Raw genomic sequence first — 25,344 nt, forward strand, 5'->3', positions numbered from 1 at the left:
CCCGCCTAGAATTTCTTAGGTCCGCGGCCGCGTTTTTGAAAGGACATGGATGTTCTCCGGGAGGTTTTCGGCTATCCCGTTATGGAGCGTCCCCATCCGCGCCGAAACTAAAGCTCGTCGCTAAATCCCGATTTAGTAGCGATTATGCACATCTTCCGCAAAGCACATAAAGTCTTTTAATTCGATAAACATCCCGTTATCCAGTACAGCCCTGCCGCTCATCTTTCCAAAGACCTGATGCTGGTCAGAGGCAATTACCAACGCTGATATTTTGGCCGCCCGATCCAATACCGGCTCGAAGTCCATCTCAAACCTGCCATCGCTGGATGTAAAACGCCAGGGCTTCATGTAATCATCCTTTGGAATGTGAAATGTTACATCATCCAGCTTATGACATACGCCGTCATAGAACAGCATATTTTCCGTTGCTGCAGACGTGTCGCCGAATCCATAACCTATATTAAAACCAAAGGGCCTTCCTCCCACGGTTCCGTTTCCTGACCCCCAGTACCAGCGGTTGTCATAGGTCCATACGCCGCGTCCCCAGTCCAGGGTTCCGTAATCCGTCTCCGGGCTGAACCAGTAGGTGGTTCCGTCAAACGTCACGGATCCTTCGGCACGCATACAGTTTATTTTCTGGTTGTAATAAAAGGCCGTCTTTTTGTTCTTCCAGGGCGTGGCGATAACCATTGTGTCCATCGGTGGCTGGGAAAGTGTTATCTCACAGTATAAAGGCTTTCCGTCCCAGAAGTCCTTGAAATCACAGGTAATCGTCCGCTTTCCGGGTTCCACGCAGAATTCCATCTTCAGGCGTTTATCTTTGTAACGGATATTTCCTTCTGACGAAGTGGATGGCATCTTCATCTTCCCCATGGGAAATTTATTTAGAATTGTCTCCGTGTGTTCCCATCCTCCTTTAAAATTCAGAAGAGAGACTGACTGAAGGCCTATATACCCATCGTCCGATAGCGTAAATGCCACTGCGAAGTCCTGGTTCAGCACCAAATAATAATCCCATTCTTTGATCCGAAGCCTGGACGCTCTAATCTGGTTTCGGTTATATTCCTGGATAAGCTGCCTGGACCATCCTGGTTCCCTCAGGCTTCCGTCTTCATTTAATAAAGGCTGCTTTGTTGTAACTTCATGATTTCTCATACAAACATCTCCTGTCCATCCAAATCCCACATAGAAAATGAAAAAAGCCCGAGTCCCTAGGGGGTTCGGGCTTCATAGTATTATTTTACTATGCAATCTTTGCTTTTGCAACCTCTGCCAGTGTAGCGAAACCTTCTTTGTCGCTTACTGCCAGTTCAGCCAGCATCTTTCTATTCATATCCACTTCAGCCAGTTTCAGTCCATGCATGAACTTGCTGTATGATAATCCATTCATTCTTGCTGCAGCATTGATACGAGCGATCCATAACTGTCTCATCTGACGTTTGCGCTGTTTTCTTCCTGCATAAGATGATGTAAGCGCTCTCATTACAGACTGTTTTGCAACTCTGTACTGTTTGGAACGTGCTCCTCTGTATCCTTTTGCTAACTTTAAGGTTCTGTTATGTTTTTTTCTAGCGTTCATACCGCCTTTAACTCTTGCCATTTCTTAATCCTCCTTCATCAACTTCCAAATCTTACAGATATGGTAATACTTTCTTCATGTTTTTTACATTTGTAGCATCTGTGATAGCCGGGTGTCTGAGATTTCTTTTTCTCTTTGTAGACTTCTTTGTTAAGATATGGCTCTTATATGCTTTATTTCTTTTCAGTTTCCCTGTACCTGTTACTTTGAAGCGCTTTGCTGCCGCTCTATTCGTTTTGATTTTTGGCATGATGTATTTCCTCCTTCATTGTGCGTTTACTGAGTGTATAAACACCCGTAATAATATATTTTTAACGTTTTTCAGTTAAAACTATGCTCATGCTTCTTCCTTCAAGTTTTGCAGGTTTCTCAATAACCGCAATATCTGAAAGCATCCGTGCAAAATCGTCCAGAACATGTCTGCTCTGCTGTATATGAGCCATCTCTCTTCCACGGAAACGCAGTGTCACTTTGACTTTGTTACCTTTTGCGATAAACTTCTTTGCATTGTTAACCTTTGTATTCAGGTCATTCGTATCGATATTAGGTGACAGACGCACTTCCTTTAACTCAACAGTCTTCTGCTTTTTCTTAGCTTCCTTGTCTTTTTGTGTCTGCTCGTATTTAAATTTGCCATAATCAATAATCTTGCAGACCGGCGGTTTCGCCATCGGTGCAATCTTCACCAAATCAAGTTCCGCATCCATGGCCATCTTCAGGGCCTCTCTGGATGACATAATTCCTAACTGTTCCCCATCCTCACTAACCAGACGAACTTCTTTGTCTCTGATCTGCTCATTAATCATTAAATCGCTAATTGTTGTATACCTCCATCAAATGAATTTCCTTCAGGTTCTTCCGCGAAAGCAAACCGTTTCATAGGATCTGATTTCCTATAAAATTAAAAAAACGAGTGAACATCTCCACCCGCATATTGACATACACAGCCAATGACCGTGTAAATGTTTCAATATCAAACCAATAGTCACCCGATTGTGCTATGGTGAGAGTGGATACTCTACTTTATTTTTTGCCTCACGCAGATTATAATCTATCACATTTTCAGGTGAATGTCAATAGATTTCCTCTTAATTTTTCCGATAAACTATGTTATAATATTGCTACTTTTACAGAAAAGAGGAATAACTATGAGTAGTTTACAGCAAAATGGGGCAAAGAGCAAGCCGTCAGAAGACAAATTCAAAAATAAATGGGGATTTATCATTGCCTGTATCGGGAGTTCCGTCGGCATGGCCAATATCTGGCTCTTTCCCTATCGAATCGGAGAATTCGGCGGATTTGCATTTTTAATTCCTTATATCCTGTTTGTTGTGCTGATCGGCCTGACCGGCGTGATTGGTGAGATGGCTTTCGGGCGCGCAATGCAGTCCGGGCCGTTGGGCGCTTTCAAAAAAGGATTCGCGCAGAGAAATGCACCGGGTCTTGGAAGCCTGGTGGGGCTGATTCCAGTCATCGGCTCCCTTGGGATTGCCATTGGATACAGTGTTGTCATCGGATGGATCCTGCGTTTTCTTTTCTCTTCTATAACAGGGGACATTCTGGGTTCCCGGGAACCGGGAGAGGTCTTCGGAGCGCTGGCGCAGGATTTCGGGAGTATACCCTGGCATTTTCTGGGGCTTTTGATTGTCCTGGTCTGTATGTCCTTTGGCATCTCACACGGAATCGAAAAAATCAATAAGGTCATGATGCCTGCATTTTTTATACTGTTTATCTTTCTGGCAGTACGCGTTGCCATGCTGCCAGGATCCTTTTCGGGGTATGCTTATTTATTCAAACCGGACTGGGGAGCCATGGCCAATCCAAAGACCTGGGTTTTTGCAATGGGACAGGCATTCTTCTCCCTTTCTCTTGCAGGCAGCGGCACGGTTGTATACGGAAGCTACCTGAAAAAGGACGTGGACATCATCAGCTGTGCAAAAAATGTGGCTGTCTTTGATACGCTGGCTGCGCTTCTGGCCGGAATCGTTATTATCCCGGCAGTTTTCGCTTACGGCATGTCTCCCGATTCCGGTCCCGGGCTTCTGTTTGTTACGATCCCGGCGGTCATCAGGAGCCTTCCTTTCGGCCGCCTGTTTGCCGTGGTATTCTTTTTTGCGGTGCTCTGTGCAGGGGTTACCTCCCTGATGAACCTTCTGGAAAGCCCCGTGGAAGCTCTGCAGAGCCGTTTTGGACTTTCCCGTGTAAAGTCGATTGCCATCATCGGAGTGGTTACACTCGGCATCGGTATCTTTGTAGAAGGTGACCTGCTCAGCATCTGGATGGATACCATATCAATCTATGTTATTCCGCTCGGCGCCCTCCTGGCAGGAATCACGATGTTCTGGGTCTGCCGCAGAGGTTTTGCCCGGGAATCCGTTCAGACGGGCAGAAAGAAAATGGTCGGCAAATGGTTCGAGCCCATGACCAAATACGTATTCTGCGGTGTTGCCGTTCTTGTATATATTCTTGGAATTTTTTACGGTGGAATTGGTTAATTTCACTTGTCAACAGCCGGGCTTCATGTCATAATATAGCCATTAGTGTCTAATATTACGGGTCAAAATGAGGAGGTTTTTTTATCAAATGAACGAAAACAGAAGTAATTTCACCAGTAAAATCGGCTTTATTCTGGCTGCCGCCGGTTCTGCTGTAGGTCTCGGAAACATATGGCGTTTCCCATATCTCGTAGCCAAATATGGCGGAGGAACATTTTTATTATGCTATATTATCCTAGCCATAACTTTCGGTTTTACCCTTATGGTTGCCGAAATTGCCCTCGGCCGCAAGACAGGCCTGAGTGCAATCGGAGCTTTTAAAAAGCTTGATAAACGCTTTGGATTTCTCGGAGTCCTGGCCGCTGTGGTACCGATCATCATACTACCCTACTATTCCGTTATCGGCGGATGGGTGATCAAGTATTTTGCTACGTTTGTAACAGGGGGAACAAAAGCAGCCGCAGGAGATGACTATTTCACCACATTTATCGGCGGAGTCAGGAGCCCCATACTATGGTTTGCATTATTCGTTGTTTTCACGGCGGTTGTAGTGATTTTAGGTGTTGAAAAGGGAATTGAAACTGTCAGTAAGTTCCTGATGCCGGTACTCGTAGTCCTCACCATCGGGATCTCTATCTACGTTTTAACAATGGACGGAGCCATAGAAGGCCTCAAATATTACATCATGCCCCACATGTCCGACTTTTCGGTCAAGACGTTGCTTGCGGCCATGGGGCAGCTCTTCTATTCCATGTCACTGGCAATGGGCATTATGATTACTTATGGATCTTATATGAAAAAGTCTACCAGCCTGGAAGGCTCCGTGCGGCAGATTGAAATATTCGATACCGGTATTGCATTCTTTGCCGGGCTCATGATCGTTCCTGCCGTATTTATCTTCTCCGGCGGGGACCAGTCCGCCCTCAGCGCAGGCCCAGGGCTGATGTTCATTACACTGCCCAAAGTATTTGCGAGCATGCCAATGGGAGGATTTGTAGGAACCGTATTCTTTATACTGGTATTCTTTGCCGCAGTAACCTCAGCCATTTCCTTGATGGAAACAATCGTCTCCATCCTGATGGACCGGTTCAAATGGAAAAGAAAATTCACTTGTATCATCGTAGTAATCTACGTACTGCTGATGGGAATCCCTTCCTCCCTCGGATTCGGAGTCTGGGATTTCATCCAGCCAATCGGAATGTCCATACTGGACTTCTGGGACTTTATGAGTAACAGCGTCCTAATGCCGATCGTAGCGCTCTTCACCTGTATCTTTGTTGGTTTTTTCATCAAACCCAAAACCATCATCGAAGAGGCGTCCGCAGAAGGCGCAGCCTTTAAGAGTAAAAAACTTTTTACAATCATGATAAAATGGATCGCGCCTATCTTACTGGTGCTTATCCTGATCAGCTCCGTAATGAATGCCTTAGGGATTATGAGTCTCTAGGGGAGGGAGATCCAGAAGGGGCGCTAAGTGAAAGAAGGGCATGGGGGACGGCGGGGGTATGTATGCCGTTTCAGTTGGCGGCCGTTTGTGAAGAAGCCGTAAGAGAAAAAACAGGGAACATGGAGGTACTTGCCGCAGTTGGCCCGAATGCCGATGCATTCGCGCCGCCGGCGGCAACAGAATTTGTTTTGGTAAAACAAATTCTGCCCTCCATGTTCCCTGTTTTTTCTCTAACGGCTTCTAACACGCACTTTGAGCCATCTGATACGGCATACATACCCCCGCCGTCCCCCATGCCCTTCTTTCACTTAGCTGGGCGCATCCTGCCGGAAGACAGACCATTCCCTAGAGGGTGGGCATAGACGGGTGCAGTGGATCTTTTTTGGGTACACGTAACACAAATTATGCCAGTTGTTTATAAATTAACATAGACATCGACATAGATTACCGGCATAATTATGTTACGTGTACCCAAAAAAGATCCACTGCACCCGTCTCAGAGCCCCACCAGGGGTGAGGATTGATCTGCCTTGATGCGTCCAGCCTGCCTGGAATGTGGAGCGGGATGTCCCGGGATAAAAAAGGATGGGGGCTGGATGCGACCCGTCCGCGGAGAAGTACTAACGCAAAAGAAACCGTCCATGAGGGCACGTACAACATGCAACGGGAAAGCCTGATGCTTTCCCGTTGCATGTTGTACTGGGAAGTGATTTTGGAAAATCACTTCCCATCCCTCATGGACGGTTTCTTTTACGTAAGGACTTCTAACCGCGGTCTCTACGCATCCAGCCCCCATCCTTTTTTATCCCGGGACATCCCGCTCCACATTCCAGGCAGGCGTCCCCATACCAGCCACACCCCCTCACACTACCGCTCTTCCCCCATGTAGAAGATGGCTACGACTCCAGGTCCTGTATGGCTTCCAATTACGGTTCCGATGTTGTTGATCAGGACTTCCTTGGCTCCAAGTTTTTCTTTGGCCAGTTCCGCCACGTATTCTGCTTCTTCGATGCAGTCTCCGTGTGTGACCATGACAATGTCGTTGTCCCAGCCCTTTGCTCTCTCTGCGGCCATTTCAACGATCTTGTTCAGTGAACGCTTGCGGCCCCGCTCTTTTGCGATTACCTGCAGCTTGCCTTCGTTGTCTACGTGGATGATCGGCTTGATCTTGACCATGGTGCCTACGATTGCCGTGGCTTTTGATACGCGTCCGCCTTTGTGCAGATGATGCAGGTCGTCTACGGTTACGTTGTGGCAGATATGCAGCTTATTCTCTTCTACCCACCGTGCGATCTCATCGATGCTTCTGCCTGCATCTTTCTGCTGCAGCACTTTGTAGAGGAGAAGGCCTTCTCCCAGACATGCGCAGAGCGTGTCTATGATGATGACCTTGGCTTCCGGATACTTTTCGGCCAGCTCTTCCCCTGCAATCCTCATGCTGTTGTATGTGCCGCTGAGGCCTGATGAAAATCCCAGGTGGAGTATGTCTTTTCCTTCTTTTAAATATGTCTCCAGGGCTGCCTTGGCCTCATCCGGATTCACCTGGGAGGTCACGGACATATGCCCTTCTCTCAACTTTGCAAAAAATTCTTTGCTGGTGAGACCATACATATCTGTATAGGTTTCGCCGTCGATTGTATATTTTAAAGGAACAACCGGTACATTCCTCTCTTCTACCCATTCCCTTGGCAAGTCTACCGTACTGTTAACTGTAACTATAAATTCTCTCATATCCTTCCCTCCTGTAATTTAAGCTTTTCCTATCATATCATTTTTTTCGTCGGAACGCAAAATCTTTTTGGCCGTGAGGAAAAAGAGAAGCACTGAAACAGCCACGGAAGTAAAATCAGCTATCGGTTCGGCTCTGTAGATTCCCATGACTCCCATGAACTTCGGAAGGATAATAGCAAGTGGTATCAGCAGAATCACCTTACGCAAAAGTGCAATGATCAGCGAGACTTTTGCCTGGCCCAGCGCCAGGAATGTGGTCTGGCATGCCATCTGGATTCCAAACACCGTGATTCCCAGGAAATATACCGGCATTACCTTACAGGTCAGCGCGATCAATTCCTGATTGCTTGTAAACAGTCTGGCATATATTGCCGGCTTTATGACGGCAAGTCCGGCCAATACAACCGTGGCAGTCAAACATATCACAACCATACGTGCAAAAGCACCTCTTACCCTTTCCAGTTTGCCGGCGCCGTAATTATAGCTCATGATCGGCTGTACTCCCTGGGCCGCACCCTGCACGGGAATTACGATCAGCTGCATGATGCTCGACATAATGGACATGGTGCCCACGTACAGATCTCCTCCATATTTCTGAAGCCCCGAATTCAGGGTAATCATAACCAGGCTCTCCGTGCTCTGCATGATAAAAGGAGATACGCCGAGCGCCGCTATGCTCCCCACTGTTTTCGCATTCAGGCGGATATACTTTCTGCGGATACGGATGACGCTTTTCTTTGAAGTCAGAAACCATATCACCCAGAGGGCGCTTACCGCCTGGGAAATGATGGTCGCCAGCGCCGCGCCCCGTACGCCCATTCCTGCTGCAAAGATCAGGATAGGATCCAGCACGATGTTAATCACGGCCCCGATCAGCACGGAAAACATGGCGATCCTGGCGTTCCCCTGTCCGCTAATAAACGTATTAAGCCCCACGGCGAACTGTACAAATATGGTTCCGATCAAATAAATACTTATGTACTGTTCCGCATAGACTATGGTTGTATCGCTGGCGCCAAATGCATATAGTATGGGAGTCTTGAATATCAAAAATCCGACTGTCAGAATCACCGAAAAAATCAGCAGCAATCCTACGCAATTACCCAGAATCTTTTCGGCACCTTCGTAATTTTTCTTTCCCAGCTGTATGGATGCCAGCGGTGCGCCACCCATGCCTGCAAATGCACTGAAGGCCGCGATCACCATTAGAATCGGAAAGGTTACCCCCACTCCTGTCAGCGCCATGTCGCCGTAACCATGAATATGCCCTATATAAATACGGTCTACGATATTGTAGAGTACATTGATAATCTGGGCTGCCACTGCCGGAACCGCCATCTCGGCGATCAATTTTCCAAGCGGCGCACTGCCCAGTCTCTCATCCTTTCCCGGATTTCCCGCACTATCTGCTTTTTCAATTTCCCTGTTCTCTTCCAACTAAAACTACCTCTTTTCTTCACTTAATTTTCTATATAACCCTGCCCCTTCAAACCGGCTTTATAGGGCCAGGCCGATTCCGGTTGTGAAGCTGTGCTGTAAACCGGAACAATGAATATAGTATAACACACTAACATTCCGGATTCTATATGGAACTTCTTATTTACCTGTGATATACTGAAATCTAAAACAACAGTCTTTTTTATACCCGAAGGGGTATGTGTTACGGGATGCCCTTTGGGTATACAGTATGAATCAATTTTAAGATTTGCTTTAAAAGGAGGTCGATTCTAATTAAAAACATACTCAAAAAGGCCGGTTACTTTCTTATGGCGCTGCTTCCGCTGGCAGCTGCATTCGCAATCCAGATCTTATCCAGTCTGATCTGCTCCTTATTCGAGGCTCTTTATATGTATTTATTTTCTTCAGGGGGTTTTGACATATACGCGTTTGGGAACATCTTACTCGATTCCGGTTTTAATACTAAAATTATGCTCTTATACAGCGCGGTGACCATCCTGCTTCTTGGAACCTGGTATCGCATCGCAGCGGTTCCCAAAGGGATGCGGAAGCGCCGGCCGGGACAGATTTTCAACGCCAGGATGCTGCTGGCGTGTTTCATCCTGATGGTTTCCATGCAGTACATTGCTTCATATCTGATTATTGTGGTGGCTAATTTCCGGCCTGACTGGTACGAAAGCTATAACCAGCTGTTTGAGAGCGCCGGCATGAACGATATGACGGTGCTTCTGACCGTCTACGCTGTAATTCTTGCGCCTGTCTGTGAAGAACTGATTTTCCGTGGACTGATGCTTCATTTTTCCCGGAAGGCACTCCCTTTCTGGGCCGCCAATTTGTTACAGGCAGTTCTCTTTGGCGTCTATCATATGAATCTGATACAGGGGATTTATGCATTTTTAATAGGAATTATTTTGGGATGCATTTTAAAATTAGGGAGAAGCATCTATCCTGCTATTCTGTTTCATATCCTGTTCAATCTATTCGGCAGCTATCTGAACTTTTTAGTTGTTTACACAAGCAGCCCCCTTCTCTTTATTATGGTGGCAGCTGCGGCGGTTCTTCTGACAGCCGCCGGGCTGCGCCTGTATAAAAAGGGAGCTGATATGAGAGAGACAGCGCAAAGATGAAAAAACGGCATGCCCTGTCCTTCCCATATTGCTTTGGGAAGAACAGGGCATTGATTTTCAGGATGCTTTACCGCTGATTCTGCTACTGAAGTTTTATATTTAGATAGTTTCTTCCGGATAACGTCTTATTAAATGCCAGGAAGCATACGATCAGAATGCATCCGATCACAAATCCAACGGCGTTGAAGCAGGCAGTCAGTATCAGCAGTAAAAGCCGCATGAATTTTAGCGCATACCCCAGTTCAAAGTTGGGCTGCGTATAGTTTGCTACCGCAACAAAGGCCATATAGAGCATCACCTCCGAATTAAACCAGCCAGACTTTACCGAGAATTCTCCCATGACAAGACCCGCTATTACACTGAGCGGCGTGCTGAGCATACTCGGCGTATTCAGGGCCGCAAGCCGCAAGCCGTCAATCGATAGTTCCAGTATCAATAGCTGGAATATTAACGGAATGTTGACCGTATCTTTTACCGCAACAAACGCAAACACGTCCGGCAGCCAGTTCGGGTTCTGCATAAACAACAGAAAAACAGGAGTCAGAAACACCGTGAGTATGGTGATCAGCGCCCGGGATATTTTGAGGTAAACCCCCGTAAGCGTAGGAAAATAGTAATCATTTGCCTCCTCTATCATATCAAATATAGAAGTGGGCAGTATCATCGCGGAAGGCGAATTGTCCACCAGTATTACAACCTTTCCCTCCAGCAGGCACGCTGCTGCTGTATCCGGCCGCTCCGTAAACTTGAATTTTGGAAATGGATTGAACCATTTTCGCTTAAACATGGCATCTGCCAGGCTCTGCGTGTTCATCCTCAAATCGTCCAGCTCTAGGTTCTTGATTCTCTCCTGTACATTCTTAAGCAGTTCCTGATCCACACGGTCAGACATGTAACAGAGCGATATATCTGTTCTGCTTGTCTGACCGGCCTCCACCATCTCCATAATCAGGTGCGGATCGCGGATACGCCTGCGCATCAGGGCTGTATTGAACACGATTGTCTCTACAAATCCGTCCCTTGAACCTCTGAGGGACTTATCCTTCTCCGGTTCCTCAACGCTTCTGGCCGGATAAGTGCGGCAGTCGATTGCAATGCACACCTCATATCCGTCAATGAACAGGCACGTAACCCCTGACAAAATGTTCCGCAATACCTGGTCAAAGTCTCCAATGATGTCAACCTCCACATATGGGATGCATTGCTGGGCAAATGAGGTAGCATCCTCAGGCATAGCATCTGCTTGAAGACCGAAAAACGATGTCATGATCTTCAGCATGGTCTCATCCTTGGTAAATCCGTCTATAAAATAAAAGCTTGCCTTTTTTCCGCCGATAAGCATATCCCGCTGAATCACATCAAAGCTTTCCTGAACCGGCAGAACCTGATTCATATATTCTATATTTTCCTGGAAGGAGCTACTGACTTTTTTCGTATTTTTCTCAATCATGGAATCTCTACCCTTTCTCTTTTACTGTCCTTTGGAAACAGATAATCTCTATGGTTAGAATCCCCGGTTCTTCCTGAATTATGCAATCGATTAAAAAGAGCACGTCCTATGAAATGGTCTCCCATCATAAAACGTGCTCTTGATATCTGCTTTTTTATCAAAGACTTTGCTTTGTTGTACTTCCAAAACCCCCGTTCCTGGTCTCTGTGGCATCATCGTCGACAGTAATGCCGTATTCGATGAAGATCCCCTGCATGAAGCCTTCACCTCTGCCTATATCGACAACTTTTTCTTCCTTCGTATCATTCGTTATCTTTGAAAAAATATGTCCTTCATTATCAGAGTAGAAGTAATCGCTGTCTATAATTCCTACCGTATTATTCAATTGCAGCCTATATTTGAAACCCAGGCCACTTCTCGGATAACACTTGAGAACCCAGGAGTTCTCCATCTCTGCACGGATACCAGTAGGAACCTTGATCGTCTGTCCCGGCTCCAGCACCAGGCGGACAGGGGCATAAAAATCATAGCCCGCAGAACCTGCTGTCGCTCTTCTTGGCAGCTTGATTCCGTCATATATTTCCTGGATATCTGCTTCGTCTTCCAGTCCGAATGTATCGATCCAGTCTTTTTTAAACTGCTCCAGGCTCACTTTATGAAACTTGGCAATTCTCTGCATGTTCTTTCTCCTTTGTTAACCTTAATCTGCTGCTCTGCCGCAGCCCCCGCCGCTGCATATGTATTGCGCGGCGCCCTTTGGTTATGAGTCGTGCAGCACAATCTGCTGCTTTTTCAGGCTTTCCTGAACGTCAATCACTTTCTGGTTTGCACTGCCCTTCCAGTGCAGCTGCGTGTCCTTTTGGTCGATTTCAAACTTTCCATCTACGATAACATCCAGATATTGCATTACAGGCAGGTCTTTGACCTCTTCCCATTCAAAACCGGTATAAAGCCACTGGGTTTTGTCCGGAAATCTTGCACGGATTTCTTTTGCTAGCGCTGTAATACATTCCCTGCTGGCAGGAAACAGCGGATCTCCCCCGCTGTATGTAATACCGCTGATATAATCTTTTTCCAGCTGTTCAAATAATTCCTGCTTTGCTTCTTCTTCAAAGGGGAGCCCGCCGTCCGGGTCCCATGTAACAGGATTGTGGCATTCCCTGCATCCGTGTGAACAGCCCGCTGTCCACAGGACGACCCGCAGTCCATCACCGTTAAGCATATCATCTTTTGTAATATTGTGATACTGCATGTTACATACTTTTCCTTTCCGCAATCTCCGCCATCTTGGCATCATTAAGTCTTGTGTCGCCTTTCACTCTGGAGTATGATAAATAACCGTTCATCCGGTCTATCTTGGTCAGATTCTTACTTCCGCACACCGGGCACACATCCATATCCAGTTCTTCATGGCCGCAGTCATCGCAGTAAGATAAGGACAGATTGACGCCCTCGTAGTATCCTTTTGCCATCGCTCTTCTGACCAGCGCCTTCACTGCTTCCGTATTGTAGCTGATGGGATACTTCACATACTGAATCTTACCGCCGTTGCTCAGATTCCAGAAGCGTCCCTCCAGATCCTGCTTCTCAATCGGAGTGATCTCTTCGCTGACATGGCAGTGGAAGCTGTTGCTTACATATTCCCTGTCAGAAACATTTTCAATAATTCCGTATTTTTTACGGAACTGCTGTACCTGCACCCCACAGAGATTCTCTGCCGGCGTTCCGTAAATGGCGTACAGATGCCCGTCTTCTTTTTTGAATTCATTGACCTTATCATTAATGTAATTTAATGTTTCCAGCGCAAATGCACCGTCTTCTGCAAGAGACTTCTTGTTATGGATCTGCTGCAGTTCATTCAGGGCAGTTATGCCAAATGATGCGGTGGCAGATTTTAACAGTGGCTTGATCTTATCATACAGTCCCAGATGTCCGCCATAGAAGCCGCCTTCACAGTATGCGAGCGGATTCGTGGACGCCTTCATCTCTCCCAGATAAGCGTAAGTCCTTTGATGAAGCCTTCTGATCAGGTTCATATAATAATCCAGCACATCATGGAAGGTTCTGCTCTCTTGCTGTGCCTTTGCATAAATCATCGGCAGATGCAGGCTGATGGCTCCGATATTGAACCGTCCCACAAACACCGGTGAATCGTTCTCATCGGCCGGTTCCATTCCTCCTCTTTCATACCAGGGTGACAGAAATGCGCGGCAGCCCATCGGGCTGATGATCTTGCCATATTTTTTATAGATACTTGGAACATATCCCTCGCCTGTCAGGCTGAGCCAGTCGGGATACATCGTCTTTCTGGAACATTCAATCCCCGCTTCAAAAACATCCTCCAGCGGTTTTCCCGGCCCGTGCAGGTTCTCATCGTATAGAAATACAATCTTCGGGAACAGCACTGGCTTTTTATGCCCCTCTTTTCCCTGCCCTTTCCGGCGGACTTCCAGCATCTTCTTTGTGGCAAGTTTCCCGTATTCGCTGGTTCGTGTACCCGCGCTCACGGTGATGAACGGGTAGTCCCCCCTGCTTGAGGATACGGAATTAAACTTATATTCCCATCCCTGGAAACCTTGCTCCATCTCTTTTTCAAGATCCTTCCAGGCAACTTCCTGCACTTTATCCTCAGGAAGCCCCAGATTTCTATACTTTTCAATCAGTTTATTGTGTGATTTTTCCGCGTAGGGCTCCAGGATCTCGTCCACACTCGGCACTGTGAAACCGCCGTACTGCTGGCTTGCGGCGCTGAGCACGATGTCTCCGATCACATCAAAAGCCGTATCCAGTGTCTTTGGCTCATTGTACCAGAGATTTCCCATCTCAAACCCGCCGTTTAACACGCTCTTCACGTCAAAGAGGCAGCAGTTCATGGTGTCTCTTCTGGCAGACATATCATGTATGTAGATGTATCCTTCCCTGATCGCCTGTATCTCCTCAACGGTCAGGAAAAACTTCTTATATAACTCCTTATTCAGCTCGTTGAAAATCAGGCTTCTTTTTGTGGAAACAAGGGCGCTGTCTGTATTGCTGTTCTCTTTGTCTCCAATGTACATAATGGACTGGCTCTTTTTATAAACCTCGTCCAGCATCTGTACAAAATCCTGCTTATAATTCCGGTAATCCCTGTAGCTCTTCGCAACGACCGGATTCACTTTCTCCAGCGCTCCCTCCACTACATTGTGCATCTCAGCGATCGGGATGTCCGTTATAGCCATGGACTGTACCTTTTCTTCCACAAAGCGGCAGATATAATCCAGTTCTTCATCCGTAAACTTGATGAGTGCGCGGTAGGCCGATTTGTTCACCGCAACAACCACTTTATGCACGTTAAAATCTTCTTTTGTTCCGTCCTTTTTTACTACATGCATCATGCTGTCTTCTTCCTTTCCTGTTGTCATTTATTCTATATTTAGTATTCACTGCGCAATTCGCAAACTATATCCTGTGCCGTACAAACAATACTACCACCATACAGCCTGCATCGTCAATACAAAATCTTTCACAAAAAAGGAGGAGCATAACGAATGAAATTTTGTTAAAAAATAAACTGGTAACTTCTGGAAACAATGTTTAGTTCCAGATCATATCACGCCGGATATCTGAAAGAGTGAACGCCCCGCACATAGACATGGTATCTTTTAGTTCTGCTTCAATCCTGTTGATATACGCTTTGACACCGTCTTCCTCCCCGCCGTATACCGCGGTCACGAACGGACGGGCAATCAGGACGGCGTCTGCCCCGAGTGCAAGTGCTTTAAATACATCGATCCCTGTCCGGATTCCACCGTCAACAAAAATCGTCATGTCCCCCTTCACTGCTTCGGCAATAGACGGCAGGACCTCCGCCGTCGCCGGGCACTGATCCAGCACGCGTCCCCCATGGTTGGATACGACGATCCCCCGGACTCCGGCTTCCTTTGCCTTAAGAGCAGCCCTGGGCGTCATAATGCCCTTTAAGATAAACGGGATCTCTGCAATCTTCACGATCTCTTTCAATTCTTCCACAGACTTGCTTCCTGCAGGAGGATTCAGATTCTGCAAAAAAGGAAGACCGGCCGCATCGATATCCATTGCCACCGCAAATGCACCTGACTTCTTCACAAGCTCCATCTTTTCTCTGATTGTTCCCATATCCCACGGTTTAACAGTGGGAATGCCCATGCCGTCAAGTTTCGTGATCGCTTTTGTGGCTTCTATCATGACATTATAATCTGTCCCATCCCCCGTAAACGCCGCTATTCCATTCTGTGCACAGGCGGAAACCAATATATCATTATACTCTTGATCCGAATATTTATCGCCGTAGTGCAGCTTCACAGCGCCCACCGGGCCGGCAAAAAACGGGGCGGAGAATTCTTTTCCGAACAATTCGGTCTCTGTCTTCACCTGCTTCTGCTCACAGAGGGTATCCATATTGATACGGATCTCCTGCCATTTCTGGTAATTTCGTGCTGCGAGGTCACCGACTCCTTTGGAGCCCGGTCCCGGCATTGTATTTCTGCAGGCAGCTCCATTACAGATATTACATGCCTTGCAGTAAGGGCCCATACATGATCTTGCATTTTTGATTACTTCACTGTACTCCATATTCATTTTCTCCCATTCTGATAGAATTCTGCGGCCATCCGCAGAGACACCCGCAGAGCATATGCTGCGCAATGCCCTGCGGGTACGAATTTTCAAACACGTTATAGTATAGCACTTCTGGATTTATTCATCAATAACAAGTGAGCGTTCCTTCCACCTTACAGAGCGCTGCCTTCCACTCAATCTGTTTCTGGTTCTGCATAGCCAGACAGTAAAAAATCTGTTTCACGCTCTCCTCCAGGTTCTGCCTGTATGTGACAACCTGCCTCCTCCCGGCCTCCGGGAAATCATCAATCCCCGCCACCTTGGTCTGCACCGCCTTCAGCCGCCGGACCGAATAGGACACGGCCGCCGCGATTTCCCGGTCACCGCAGACAATGGCGTCAGGCAGGGGTTTGTTGTAACTCCTTAGATAATTCAGGACAAATTCACTTACATTGTGCCTGCATTCCCACGGAAGATGAAGAAAAGGTACCTCTTCACCTGTTTCTTTCAGACATGCCGCTTCACGGCATGCGATGCTGTATATGTCCCGGCGGTCCCAGCCTGCATAACGGATGTCCCTGCAGCCCTCTTTTTGCAGCTCACCGCAGAGCGTACGCACTGCCTCGTCATTATCCAGCGCTACACAGTCCGCGAAAGGAAGACCTTTGTCTGTATCAAAGAAAACCATGTTCATGCCCAGCGCACGGAGGCGTTTCAGCTTTTCCATGTCCACCGGCAGATCTTCCAGCCATATCACCGTGTTCTGAAGCCCCCGCTTATAAAGGCGGTAGAGACAGTTCTCCAGGGTTTCCGTGCGCGGCTTTTCCACATAGAGAAGCATGGATCCCTCCTGTTCCGCATAGGTCTGGAAATGTGCGATAAACTCTGCAAAAAACGGATTCTTAGCAGGGGCTATCAGTACGATCATATCCATACTGCTGGCGGTGCCATAATTATGGAAACAGACTCTCGTCCCGCTTCCGACTTCCCTGACAATCAGATGCTCACTTTCCAAAAGGTCCAGCGACTTCCGCACAGTCACCCGGCTCACATCCAGGGTCTCCGCCAGTATGCGTTCGGAAGGTATCCGCTCCCCTTCCTGGTAGGTTCCGTTAAAGATCATGTCACATATTCTGTTTTTTACGTTGATGTATAAATTTTCTTCACTCATGCAAACAATTATAGCCCTTCTGCATTTTCGATGCAATACCGGAAATTCCTGTTTTCTGCCCCTGATTCTGAAAATTGTTAAAACAGCTCTTTATTTCTGGGATACAGCTCTTTATAGATCTGATATCTTTCCTCATAGACTTTCTGATTTTCCGGATCCGGAACCACAACATCGCTGCTGAGCCGGACGATCCGGCCGCATGCCTCCTCAAATGACGCATAGCCGCCCGTGCCCACTGCTGCCGTGATGGCAGCCCCCATACAAGCCTGTTCCTGAATCAGGCTTGTATAGATTTCTTTTCCGAACATATCCGCCTGGATCTGCCGGAAGAGGCGGCCTCTTGCCCCGCCCCCGGATGCAAGGATACGCTGAAACTCAACGCCCATATCCTGAAAGATTTCCAAAGAATTTTTCAGTCCGAAGATAATCCCCTCCATTGTGCTGCGTATCAGTTCTGCCTTAGTATGGCTCAGTGTCAGGCCATGATAGATGCCTTTTGCATCCGGATCATTATAGGGTGTTCGCTCTCCGCTCAGATAGGGGAGAAAGAGAATGCCTCTGCTCCCGGCGGGAACTGTCTCAGCCAGGGCTGTCATCTCATCGAAGGACTGCATATCCAGAATATTTTTCATCAGCCACTTCAAAGCCACGCCTCCGCTCAGATTTGCACCCATGAGCATCCATCTGTCTTCTCGTACATGACAAAATGTGTTTGTCCTGTAAAGTTTGTCATACAACGGTGTACGGACCGCACAAGCCAGCTGGCTGGCCGTCCCGATATTGGCCGATAAAGTTCCCGGTGATATAATTCCATTTCCCACAGCCTGCATCAGGCTGTCGCCTCCGCCATATACGATCTTTGTTCCTGCCTTCAGTCCCGTCAGTCTCTCGCACGCAGCAGTTGATTCCCCTGCCGTCTCATAGGCTTCGCGGCACGGTACGAAGTAGTCTCTCTCCAATCCCAGCCGGTCTATGAAATCCCAGGCCCAGTGCCTGTTTTTTGTGTCAAAAATAACGGTGCTGGAGGCATCGGACATATCCGTGCCCAGTTCTTTGCACATTCTGTAACGCAGATAGTCCTTGGGCAGCATCACCTTATCAATCGAATTATAGACTTCCGGCTCATGCGCTTTCACCCACATCAGCGAGCTGATTAAAAAACCGGTGCTCACGGAATTCAGCGAGATTTGGTGATATTCCGCCTTTGGTATGATGGAGTATAGATTCTGAATCTCCTCCTGCGAGCGCTGATCGGCCCATATAATCGCATTTCTCAGGGGTTTTCCGTCTCTGCCAATTACAACCAGGCCGTGCATTTGTCCGGAAAAACCCACGCCTTTGATACACTCTCCCGCATCCGGATGTTTCTCCAGCAGTGTCCTGACCGTACGCAGGGCCGCATCACAGAGCAGGTCTATATCCTGCTCCGCATACTGCTGTTCCCGTTTTATAATTTCATACCCCTCCTGTGCAGTCTCCACTGCCCTTCCATTTTCCTCCATAAGAAGAGACTTTACACTGGAGGTTCCCAGATCGATCCCTATATAATACTGCATATGATCCTCCTTTTGTAATCGTTCAGACAGGTCTGAACTGTTACCTCCTTTTTACATCCTCGTCGACTCCAGATCCAGACGTTTAATAATATCCTCCTGAATATCCGGTGAAAGATCCAGGAAGTTAACAAATGTACCATGGATTCTCATAATATATACGCCGCTGGGGGCATATTTTTTCGGATTTGCCAGTACCTTGCGCAGCATGTCGGGTGTTGTTACGTTCACGTACAGATAAAATGGAGATACACCCTCCTTCTGCGGATTATAGAACAATGGGGATATTATCTTATCCCGGAACTCCCTCCCTTTCTGCTCAAACGCCTGGGTTTTAAAATAATTCGGATTGATCCCCAGATGGGAAGCATAACCGCCGTTCATTTTATCGAAGGGAAGCTTCATATTAGAAAGCATCCTGAATCCAAGCCCCTGGTGCGCTTCCCCATACAGCGGATCCACTCCGTATCCCAGCTGTTCTCTGGACTTCCTGCCGTCCGGCGTGGCTCCTACCCAGTATCCATAAAGCAGATGTGTCGACGGAGTTGACCAGTCAGGCCGGAATGGGTTGCCGAGATAATTCTTTTTGGATGCAATCAGGTCACTGACACGGTTCGCGATCTCTGCGGCCTCGTTATCCACCTTTGCAATATTATTGCCGAATTTAGGCGCTGTCAGAAGATACTGCTGCATCTCCGGATCCTGTTCATAATTCGTGCGCAGCGCTTCGATCAGCCGGTCCGCATCCTGGGGGCATTCCTCCAGCAGTGTGTCAATGGCGGTGAATGCATCCGCCACTACGGACAGACCGTGAATCAGACAGCCGCTTCCGTTGTACCTTGTTCCCTGGCGCTTCGTGTCTCTGACATCGATCCCGCTCTCCACTCCGCCCATCATAGAAGATAAGAATGGAACCTGGAGCAGGCCAATCGCCTCTGACGCCGCATTCGCACATTCCACCATCTTCTCTGTATATTCTTCCAGATTGCTATAAAATATGGAACGGATATTTTCAAGAATCTCGCGTTTATTCCCATATCCCAGCTCCTCGTCGCTCTTACCGAGCTTCCTGCCGGTGATCGTGGAGACACCTCCGTTCAGGGAAAGCTCCAATATCTTGCCAAGATTCAGCCAGCTGTTCGTCGTATTGCCATTGTCTTTCCCCATGATCAAAGGCTCCTGGCAGCCGGCTACCGAGTAATCCTGCAGGTCTTTTTCTTCCACGCCGCTCTGGTTTTTCAGGACACAGAATACTGCATCGTCATTAAACAGCGATGGGGTCAGGCAGCCCGGCGTGAAGAAAAATCTGCCCATGCTCTCATATAGTTCCTGGGGCGTATTTTTATGAAGCTTAACAGAGAGGATAGGCTGCGGCAGATTCATATCGTAGTAGGCATCCAGAAGTGCATAAGAGGATGGATTTGTCAGGTCCTCCCCTTCATTTGATTTGCCGCCTATCATCAGATTCTGAGAGATCGCCCAGCTTCTGTCCGCAACATTGAAAAATACAAGCAGATGCTTGAATAAAGCGGCTGCCGTCTCCCGGTCAGTCCCTTCCATTGCCCGGTAGGGTTCGAAAATCCGGTCCGCATTGCCCACGGAAAATGCAAAGGGGTTCGGTGTCTGCTCCAGACACATGGTCTGCCATATTAGAATAAAGGACTGAACCGCCTCGTACAGATTCTCAGCCCCGCGTCCCGGAACCTTTCTCAGAGCATCTTCCATCATCGCAAACCTTGGCTTATCCTCCTCCCCTGCACTTTCCCATTTTTCATGGGCAAGATCCGCATAGCGGCCTGCAAGAACGAGAGCCGCATCCAGTGCCGTATTCATTGCGGTATAATAAACCTTCTTCTCCTCGTCTGTTTCGGATGCCATCTGCTCCCGGATCCGCTCCTTAACGCCATGTATCCCCTCTTTCAGCATAGGCCGTACGTCCGGAATCAGATGTCCTGTTACCTGTTCGATAAAAAATATGGCTTCACTCGTGCTGTCACCCGCTATATCATAGGCCCGGCGCAAAGCATCTGCAAACTGCGTGTGATTGTTATATTCCCGCAGATCCTCAATTCTTTCTCTGGTGATATCACCAATGGGGTCGATATCTCCGAATACAGCTACCGGATCACAGTATCCGCTGAAAGAGTCCACCGTGAACGCCGGATTGATCAGTGCGTAGGAACGCGCAAAGGAATCATCCTGGGTTCCGGCAAACAGATGATAGTCGCTGATCCATAGCGGAAGTTTCCTGGCAATCTCCACAAGAATTTTGGCAATGCGGATGGAATCCGGATCTTCCCTAAATTCACTGTCACATCTTCTCATGATTTCTTTTGCCAGAAACCACCCTTCCAGATGGTCTATGCTTCGTTCCTCCTGAAATCTTTTTTTCGCAAGTTCCGTAATTTTTTCTGCCGTTAATGCTTTTTCTGCCATCATAACCGATGCTCCTTTCTCTCTTTTCAAACACACTTTTATATGCAAATCAATTTATGTACGCATATAATTCAGGCCAAGTTCCATGATTTTCTCCATGAAATGCTGGGTTGTCTCCTCTTTTACATGTGCCGTTTCCGGCATCTGGTATTCCCACCCGCACTGTTCCCATTTCTTTTTTCCAAACGCATGATAGGCCAAGATCTCAAACGTTACATTATCTCCCCCGATGGTTTGAAAGAATTCGAGAAAATCTTTGATATCCGCTTCGCTGTCGTTCACTTCACCGATCAGCGGAACCCGTACATGCAGGCAGGGATGGACTCTGGCAGCGTGCCTTATATTCTCCATGGTCTGCTTATTGGAAATACCGGTTGCCATTCTGTGTTTTTCATCATCACACAGCTTGCAGTCCATGATCAGCTGGTCGATATAGGGAAGACATAACTTCAGGCGAGGACTGGCGCCATTCGTTTCCAATGCTGTGTGTATCCCCGCTGCATGCAGGCGTTCCAGGGTCTCGAGCAGCTCATCAAACTGCAGCGTTGCCTCTCCCCCGGTAAATGTAACCCCGCCTCCGTCATAGAACATAGGGCGGTTCGCTGTAACCTCTTCTACAACAGCATCTACCTCCATCTCTTCATAGGAAAGGCGTATCCCCTTCGTCCGATGCTTTGTTACACATTCCTTTTCCCTGCATTCCCGGCATATCGTCCTGTCGAGCCTCTTGTTTTGAACCGCATGATGCGGGCAGACTTCATCCAGGAGCCATTCTTCCTCTGTTATTAGTACGCCTTCCCGCTTCATTCCTTCGGGATTGGAACACCAGGGGCAATTCATATTACACCCTTGTAAATGATAGACCAGCCTGTTTCCGTATCCATCCTGAGAATAGTTAAACCCTTTCTGAAATATCCGCATAACATTGTCCTTTCTTTTCTGTCAGAAATAGTACTCCTTCTAATTGGTATTATATTATAATACCAATTAGAAGTCAACATAAAATGCGTCTTAAGGAGAAGATTATAAAGTCAAAAGCGTGATTGAAAATTGCTTGCCGCAAGCCGTTTCAATCACGCTCATATCCTTCTTAAAATAAGTCCGCTGCTTCTACAGCCTGCAGGATTTCCCCGATCTCACGGGTTCCTGCAACAAGGGCCATTCTGATATATCCTTCCCCTTCGCTGCCAAAAGCACTGCCCGGCGTCACAATCAGTCCTGTACGTTCCATCAGCTCCATACAGAATGCTAATGAAGACTCATATTTTTCCGGTATCCTGGCCCAGACAAACATCGTTCCCGCACTGTCTGGTACATCCCAGCCGATCCGTCTCAATCCGGCGCACAGCGTTTTGTTCCTTCTCTCATACTCCAAACGCTGCTCTTCGATAAAATCATCCGGTCCGGTCAGTGCGGCGATGGCCGCATACTGCACAGGCAGGAATATCCCATAATCAATCTGTGAGCGCAGCGTCTTAAACTTCTCTACAATCTCCCTGTTTCCCACCACAAACGAAATTCTGGCGCCTGTGAGATTATAGGACTTTGAAAGAGAGTAAAACTCTATGCCAACCTCCTTAGCTCCCTCAAAGGAAAGGAAGGATCGTCCCTGTTTTTGGGTATAAATAATATCCGAATAAGCATTATCGTGCAGAATAATGATTTGATGTTTTCTGGCAAACACAATCAGCTTTTCATAAAATTCATCCGGCGCACACGCACAAACCGGATTGAGCGGGTAGGAAACGACCATATATTTCGTCCTTTCCAGCACGTCCTCCGGAATTCTCTCCAAATCAGGCAGATAACCGTTCCGCTCTTCTATCTTATAAGTTTCAACAGTTGCACCGGCCATGATACCGCTCATCTCAAACAGAGGATACCCCGGATTAGGCACCAGGATTGATTCCCCCTGATCACAAAGGACCAGGCCAATATGGGCCATCCCCTCCTGCGACCCGTAGACCGACATCACCTCATCTGGTTCAAGTTGCACCCCGAATCTTTTTTCATACCTGTACTGTACCGCCTCTATCAGCTCCGGCAGATCCGTAAGGGAGTATTTGTAATTCTCCGGATCTTTGCAGGCGTCCTGCATCGCCTGCATGATATGCGGGGCCGGTTTAAAATCAGGAGTCCCGATCGATAAATTATATATCCTGCGCCCATGGGCAAGCAGTTCATTCTTTTTCTGATTCAGCGCAGAAAAGATTCCGGGCTGAATATGATTGACTTTTTCTGAAAAATGAAAACGATCCATTCTTTGTGCCTCCTCTTTTGCAATATAGGTATTATAACATGTATTTCAGCATATGTGAATGCACTTGCCGCAGCTGGCGCGAATACATTTGCATTCGCGCCGCCTGCGGCAACGGGATTTGAAATATTTGAAATTTAGTCAGGTGTTTCCGATCATTTCTTAAAACGCTGCTTATCCTCCGGCGTCATTATGTACTGTACAACATCCTGCACGTTACATTCCAGAATCGTGCACAAATCATTTAGTGTGACTGTGCTGATCGGTGCATTTTTTCTCAATCTGTCTATTGTAGAACCGGATACTTTGTAATCTTTTATTAATGTATAGGTGGATTCGTCCGAATTTTGAAGAGTCATCCAGAAAGGACTGTAGTCAATCATATCAATCTCTCCTTTTTTATAGGATAGTATGCAGTTCTTTAATTGACTATAGTCTATAAAGCGACTATAATAAGCACAAAGGAGGGATTCGTTTTGTTGCCTGATATGAATTATGAACAAAAAAAGAAATTCTGGAACTTTGTGTATATGGATGATTTCGAGTTTTTTTATAAGTTTATCGCAGATCTGTCTGATGAGGAACAGATAAGATTCTTTGAAGAGACGCCTGATTTTCTGAGTGATTATTTGAATAACAACGAAGCCGCCGACCTGGAAGAGGATGTAATCTATCAGCGCATTATGAAGGAAATCAGTCAGCTTTCGGAATCAGACCGGTGAACAGATCAGAGGAAATATTACGCCCAGATGCAACAAAGAAAGGGGTCCGGCTTTTATAACCGAACCCCTGCTTTTTCCTTTGGTTAAGCAGTCTGCTGCTCTGTATGTTCTTCCTGCCCCACCAGATTATATATATCCTGAATGGACATATTATTTGTTGTCATAAAATCGTAAAGTTCCTTCAGTTCCTCGTCCCTCTTCTTATTCAATAGTTCTTTCTTCTGCTGTACTAATGAATCCAGCTTTTCCTGCAGTTTGTTAATCTGCTCGTCCAAATTATGAATTTGTGTTTCCAGTGATTTTCTCTGTCTTGCCATTATACTTCTCTCCTATCGTCAAATCTTGTATTTTAATAGTACTATATTAAAGTATATGTACAAGCCTGATAATTATTCCATATTATTCCAATCTTTTTCACCAGCTTCAAAAGGCGTCCCATACAGGTCGTAAGGGGTCAGCTGATAGACATAATAATTGAGCCAGTTCGTATAAAGATTGTTTGCATGGGACCGCCAAAGCAGTTCGGGCTTATTGTCCGGATCGTTGTTTGGATAATAGTTCACAGGCACTTTTATATCCAGCCCCTTCGCTCTGTCTCTCTTATACTCCGCATCCAGCGTCACTCTGTCGTATTCCGGATGCCCCATTACAAAAATCTGGCGTCCTTCCTTTGCCATGCAGAGAAATACACCGGCCTCCTCCGATTCTGCCAGAATCGTAATCCGGTCGTCTTTCTCAAGCAGCTCTCTTGGAACCGTCGTATGTCTGGAATGTGGTGCAAAGAACACATCATCGAACCCCCTGAGGAGAGGAATCTTACGGTTCCTGACATGATGCGGGAATATGCCGAACATCTTTTCAGGAAGCTGCACTTTATTGATCCCGTAGTGGTGATAGAGTCCCGCCTGGGCTCCCCAGCAAAGATGGAGCGTAGACGTAACGTTGGTCATGGTCCAGTCCATGATCTCCTTCAATTCTTCCCAATAGTCCACATCCTCAAAAGGCATCTGTTCCACCGGTGCGCCTGTTATGATAAAACCGTCAAATTTCTGGCTTTTGATCGTCTCAAACGCCTCATAAAACTTGTAAATGTGGCTGGTGGACGTATTTTTGGACACATGGCTGCTCACCCGCACAAAAGTCACGTCTACCTGCAGAGGCGTATTGGAAAGCGAGCGCAGGATCTGCAGTTCTGTATCCTCTTTGAGCGGCATCAGGTTCAGAAGGCCGATACTGATCGGGCGGATATCCTGGTGCGCCGCACGGGATTCGTCCATCACGAATATATTTTCCTGCTCTAAAATCTCTTTTACCGGTAAATCATTTTGTACTCGTATTGGCAT

The 25,344-nt window shown here is 47.1% G+C and carries 23 protein-coding genes; 4 read left to right on the forward strand and 19 right to left on the reverse strand.

The window, feature by feature from the left end; genetic code table 11:
- Positions 1-132: 132 nt before the first annotated feature.
- From ARB69_RS20140 to infC, 4 genes are all read right to left on the reverse strand, one after another.
- Entirely contained in the window at positions 133-1,155 is a 1,023-nt protein-coding gene (locus ARB69_RS20140) for a DUF2804 domain-containing protein (RefSeq protein WP_055154834.1), read from the reverse strand.
- An 88-nt stretch (positions 1,156-1,243) separates the two neighbouring features.
- Positions 1,244-1,600, reverse strand: coding sequence for a 50S ribosomal protein L20 (gene rplT, locus ARB69_RS20145; RefSeq protein WP_025657355.1), 357 nt, complete (start codon positions 1,598-1,600; stop codon positions 1,244-1,246).
- A 31-nt stretch (positions 1,601-1,631) separates the two neighbouring features.
- On the reverse strand, positions 1,632-1,829 hold the full coding sequence (gene rpmI, locus ARB69_RS20150) for a 50S ribosomal protein L35 (protein ID WP_009004123.1): 198 nt from the start codon (positions 1,827-1,829) through the stop codon (positions 1,632-1,634).
- 61 nt (positions 1,830-1,890) lie between these two features.
- A complete protein-coding gene (infC, locus tag ARB69_RS20155) occupies positions 1,891-2,385 on the reverse strand; it encodes a translation initiation factor IF-3 (protein ID WP_025657354.1) in 495 nt (164 codons plus the stop codon).
- Between the two features lie 342 nt (positions 2,386-2,727).
- On the opposite strand from infC, the gene ARB69_RS20160 reads away from it, so the two are divergent.
- Together ARB69_RS20160 and ARB69_RS20165 are read left to right on the forward strand one after the other, a co-directional pair.
- Entirely contained in the window at positions 2,728-4,074 is a 1,347-nt protein-coding gene (locus ARB69_RS20160; RefSeq protein ID WP_055154835.1) for a sodium-dependent transporter, read from the forward strand.
- An 88-nt stretch (positions 4,075-4,162) separates the two neighbouring features.
- Positions 4,163-5,521: a sodium-dependent transporter gene (locus ARB69_RS20165; RefSeq protein WP_050642147.1), complete on the forward strand. Its 1,359-nt coding sequence runs from the start codon at positions 4,163-4,165 to the stop codon at positions 5,519-5,521.
- Between the two features lie 867 nt (positions 5,522-6,388).
- On the opposite strand, the gene ARB69_RS20175 is transcribed toward ARB69_RS20165, so the two are convergent.
- Together ARB69_RS20175 and ARB69_RS20180 are read right to left on the reverse strand one after the other, a co-directional pair.
- Positions 6,389-7,252 carry a DegV family protein gene (locus ARB69_RS20175; RefSeq protein WP_055154837.1) on the reverse strand — a complete coding sequence of 288 codons (864 nt, stop codon included), beginning with the start codon at positions 7,250-7,252 and terminating at the stop codon, positions 6,389-6,391.
- Positions 7,253-7,270: 18 nt separating this feature from the next.
- A complete protein-coding gene (locus tag ARB69_RS20180) occupies positions 7,271-8,590 on the reverse strand; it encodes an MATE family efflux transporter (RefSeq protein ID WP_050642768.1) in 1,320 nt (439 codons plus the stop codon).
- A gap of 509 nt (positions 8,591-9,099) precedes the next feature.
- Here ARB69_RS20180 and ARB69_RS20185 point away from each other — a divergent pair.
- A complete protein-coding gene (locus tag ARB69_RS20185; RefSeq protein WP_157355700.1) occupies positions 9,100-9,837 on the forward strand; it encodes a type II CAAX endopeptidase family protein in 738 nt (245 codons plus the stop codon).
- 82 nt (positions 9,838-9,919) lie between these two features.
- On the opposite strand, the gene ARB69_RS20190 is transcribed toward ARB69_RS20185, so the two are convergent.
- The 11 genes from ARB69_RS20190 to ARB69_RS20240 form a co-directional block, all read right to left on the reverse strand.
- The gene (locus ARB69_RS20190; protein WP_050642143.1) at positions 9,920-11,287 is read right to left on the reverse strand and encodes a spore germination protein; all 1,368 of its coding nucleotides are present in this window, start codon (positions 11,285-11,287) and stop codon (positions 9,920-9,922) included.
- A 157-nt stretch (positions 11,288-11,444) separates the two neighbouring features.
- Positions 11,445-11,966 carry a deoxyuridine 5'-triphosphate nucleotidohydrolase gene (locus ARB69_RS20195; RefSeq protein WP_055154839.1) on the reverse strand — a complete coding sequence of 174 codons (522 nt, stop codon included), beginning with the start codon at positions 11,964-11,966 and terminating at the stop codon, positions 11,445-11,447.
- An 81-nt stretch (positions 11,967-12,047) separates the two neighbouring features.
- On the reverse strand, positions 12,048-12,539 hold the full coding sequence (nrdG, locus tag ARB69_RS20200; protein ID WP_055154840.1) for an anaerobic ribonucleoside-triphosphate reductase activating protein: 492 nt from the start codon (positions 12,537-12,539) through the stop codon (positions 12,048-12,050).
- A 1-nt stretch (position 12,540) separates the two neighbouring features.
- Complete coding sequence (gene nrdD / locus ARB69_RS20205; RefSeq protein ID WP_050642140.1) at positions 12,541-14,661, reverse strand: anaerobic ribonucleoside-triphosphate reductase; 2,121 nt, start codon at positions 14,659-14,661, stop codon at positions 12,541-12,543.
- 199 nt (positions 14,662-14,860) lie between these two features.
- A complete protein-coding gene (locus ARB69_RS20210; RefSeq protein WP_050642139.1) occupies positions 14,861-15,877 on the reverse strand; it encodes an alpha-hydroxy-acid oxidizing protein in 1,017 nt (338 codons plus the stop codon).
- Between the two features lie 130 nt (positions 15,878-16,007).
- The gene (locus ARB69_RS20215; protein ID WP_055154841.1) at positions 16,008-17,033 is read right to left on the reverse strand and encodes a GntR family transcriptional regulator; all 1,026 of its coding nucleotides are present in this window, start codon (positions 17,031-17,033) and stop codon (positions 16,008-16,010) included.
- Between the two features lie 77 nt (positions 17,034-17,110).
- Positions 17,111-18,589, reverse strand: coding sequence for a xylulokinase (gene xylB / locus ARB69_RS20220; protein ID WP_055154842.1), 1,479 nt, complete (start codon positions 18,587-18,589; stop codon positions 17,111-17,113).
- A gap of 51 nt (positions 18,590-18,640) precedes the next feature.
- Positions 18,641-21,025 (reverse strand): pyruvate formate lyase family protein, encoded by a 2,385-nt coding sequence (locus tag ARB69_RS20225; protein ID WP_055154843.1) that lies wholly within the window; start codon positions 21,023-21,025, stop codon positions 18,641-18,643.
- A gap of 51 nt (positions 21,026-21,076) precedes the next feature.
- Positions 21,077-21,943, reverse strand: a complete 867-nt coding sequence (locus tag ARB69_RS20230) for a glycyl-radical enzyme activating protein (RefSeq protein ID WP_055154844.1) — start codon at positions 21,941-21,943, stop codon at positions 21,077-21,079.
- Positions 21,944-22,112: 169 nt separating this feature from the next.
- Positions 22,113-23,282, reverse strand: coding sequence for an aminotransferase class I/II-fold pyridoxal phosphate-dependent enzyme (locus ARB69_RS20235; protein ID WP_055154845.1), 1,170 nt, complete (start codon positions 23,280-23,282; stop codon positions 22,113-22,115).
- Positions 23,283-23,434: 152 nt separating this feature from the next.
- Positions 23,435-23,662 (reverse strand): helix-turn-helix domain-containing protein, encoded by a 228-nt coding sequence (locus ARB69_RS20240; RefSeq protein ID WP_050642133.1) that lies wholly within the window; start codon positions 23,660-23,662, stop codon positions 23,435-23,437.
- Between the two features lie 93 nt (positions 23,663-23,755).
- Between ARB69_RS20240 and ARB69_RS20245 the strand changes: the two genes are divergently transcribed.
- The gene (locus tag ARB69_RS20245; protein ID WP_050642132.1) at positions 23,756-24,001 is read left to right on the forward strand and encodes a hypothetical protein; all 246 of its coding nucleotides are present in this window, start codon (positions 23,756-23,758) and stop codon (positions 23,999-24,001) included.
- An 83-nt stretch (positions 24,002-24,084) separates the two neighbouring features.
- Here the strand turns inward: ARB69_RS20245 and ARB69_RS20250 are convergent, their stop codons facing one another.
- Together ARB69_RS20250 and metA are read right to left on the reverse strand one after the other, a co-directional pair.
- Positions 24,085-24,318, reverse strand: coding sequence for a hypothetical protein (locus tag ARB69_RS20250; protein ID WP_050642131.1), 234 nt, complete (start codon positions 24,316-24,318; stop codon positions 24,085-24,087).
- A gap of 72 nt (positions 24,319-24,390) precedes the next feature.
- The gene (metA, locus tag ARB69_RS20255; RefSeq protein ID WP_050642130.1) at positions 24,391-25,344 is read right to left on the reverse strand and encodes a homoserine O-acetyltransferase MetA; all 954 of its coding nucleotides are present in this window, start codon (positions 25,342-25,344) and stop codon (positions 24,391-24,393) included.

It is taken from the genome of Faecalicatena contorta (assembly GCF_001404335.1).
In the GTDB taxonomy this organism is placed as follows: Bacteria; Bacillota; Clostridia; order Lachnospirales; family Lachnospiraceae; genus Faecalicatena; species Faecalicatena contortus_B.

Coding starts and splice junctions, on each gene's coding strand:
- ARB69_RS20140 (WP_055154834.1), bottom strand. CDS start 1,155: ATGAGAAATCATGAAGTTACAACAAAGCAGCCTTTATTAAATGAAGAC.
- rplT (WP_025657355.1), bottom strand. CDS start 1,600: ATGGCAAGAGTTAAAGGCGGTATGAACGCTAGAAAAAAACATAACAGA.
- rpmI (WP_009004123.1), bottom strand. CDS start 1,829: ATGCCAAAAATCAAAACGAATAGAGCGGCAGCAAAGCGCTTCAAAGTA.
- infC (WP_025657354.1), bottom strand. CDS start 2,385: ATGATTAATGAGCAGATCAGAGACAAAGAAGTTCGTCTGGTTAGTGAG.
- ARB69_RS20160 (WP_055154835.1), top strand. CDS start 2,728: ATGAGTAGTTTACAGCAAAATGGGGCAAAGAGCAAGCCGTCAGAAGAC.
- ARB69_RS20165 (WP_050642147.1), top strand. CDS start 4,163: ATGAACGAAAACAGAAGTAATTTCACCAGTAAAATCGGCTTTATTCTG.
- ARB69_RS20175 (WP_055154837.1), bottom strand. CDS start 7,252: ATGAGAGAATTTATAGTTACAGTTAACAGTACGGTAGACTTGCCAAGG.
- ARB69_RS20180 (WP_050642768.1), bottom strand. CDS start 8,590: ATGGCGGTTCCGGCAGTGGCAGCCCAGATTATCAATGTACTCTACAAT.
- ARB69_RS20185 (WP_157355700.1), top strand. CDS start 9,100: ATGTATTTATTTTCTTCAGGGGGTTTTGACATATACGCGTTTGGGAAC.
- ARB69_RS20190 (WP_050642143.1), bottom strand. CDS start 11,287: ATGATTGAGAAAAATACGAAAAAAGTCAGTAGCTCCTTCCAGGAAAAT.
- ARB69_RS20195 (WP_055154839.1), bottom strand. CDS start 11,966: ATGCAGAGAATTGCCAAGTTTCATAAAGTGAGCCTGGAGCAGTTTAAA.
- nrdG (WP_055154840.1), bottom strand. CDS start 12,539: ATGCAGTATCACAATATTACAAAAGATGATATGCTTAACGGTGATGGA.
- nrdD (WP_050642140.1), bottom strand. CDS start 14,661: ATGATGCATGTAGTAAAAAAGGACGGAACAAAAGAAGATTTTAACGTG.
- ARB69_RS20210 (WP_050642139.1), bottom strand. CDS start 15,877: ATGGAGTACAGTGAAGTAATCAAAAATGCAAGATCATGTATGGGCCCT.
- ARB69_RS20215 (WP_055154841.1), bottom strand. CDS start 17,033: ATGAGTGAAGAAAATTTATACATCAACGTAAAAAACAGAATATGTGAC.
- xylB (WP_055154842.1), bottom strand. CDS start 18,589: ATGCAGTATTATATAGGGATCGATCTGGGAACCTCCAGTGTAAAGTCT.
- ARB69_RS20225 (WP_055154843.1), bottom strand. CDS start 21,025: ATGATGGCAGAAAAAGCATTAACGGCAGAAAAAATTACGGAACTTGCG.
- ARB69_RS20230 (WP_055154844.1), bottom strand. CDS start 21,943: ATGCGGATATTTCAGAAAGGGTTTAACTATTCTCAGGATGGATACGGA.
- ARB69_RS20235 (WP_055154845.1), bottom strand. CDS start 23,282: ATGGATCGTTTTCATTTTTCAGAAAAAGTCAATCATATTCAGCCCGGA.
- ARB69_RS20240 (WP_050642133.1), bottom strand. CDS start 23,662: ATGATTGACTACAGTCCTTTCTGGATGACTCTTCAAAATTCGGACGAA.
- ARB69_RS20250 (WP_050642131.1), bottom strand. CDS start 24,318: ATGGCAAGACAGAGAAAATCACTGGAAACACAAATTCATAATTTGGAC.
- metA (WP_050642130.1), bottom strand. CDS start 25,344: ATGCCAATACGAGTACAAAATGATTTACCGGTAAAAGAGATTTTAGAG.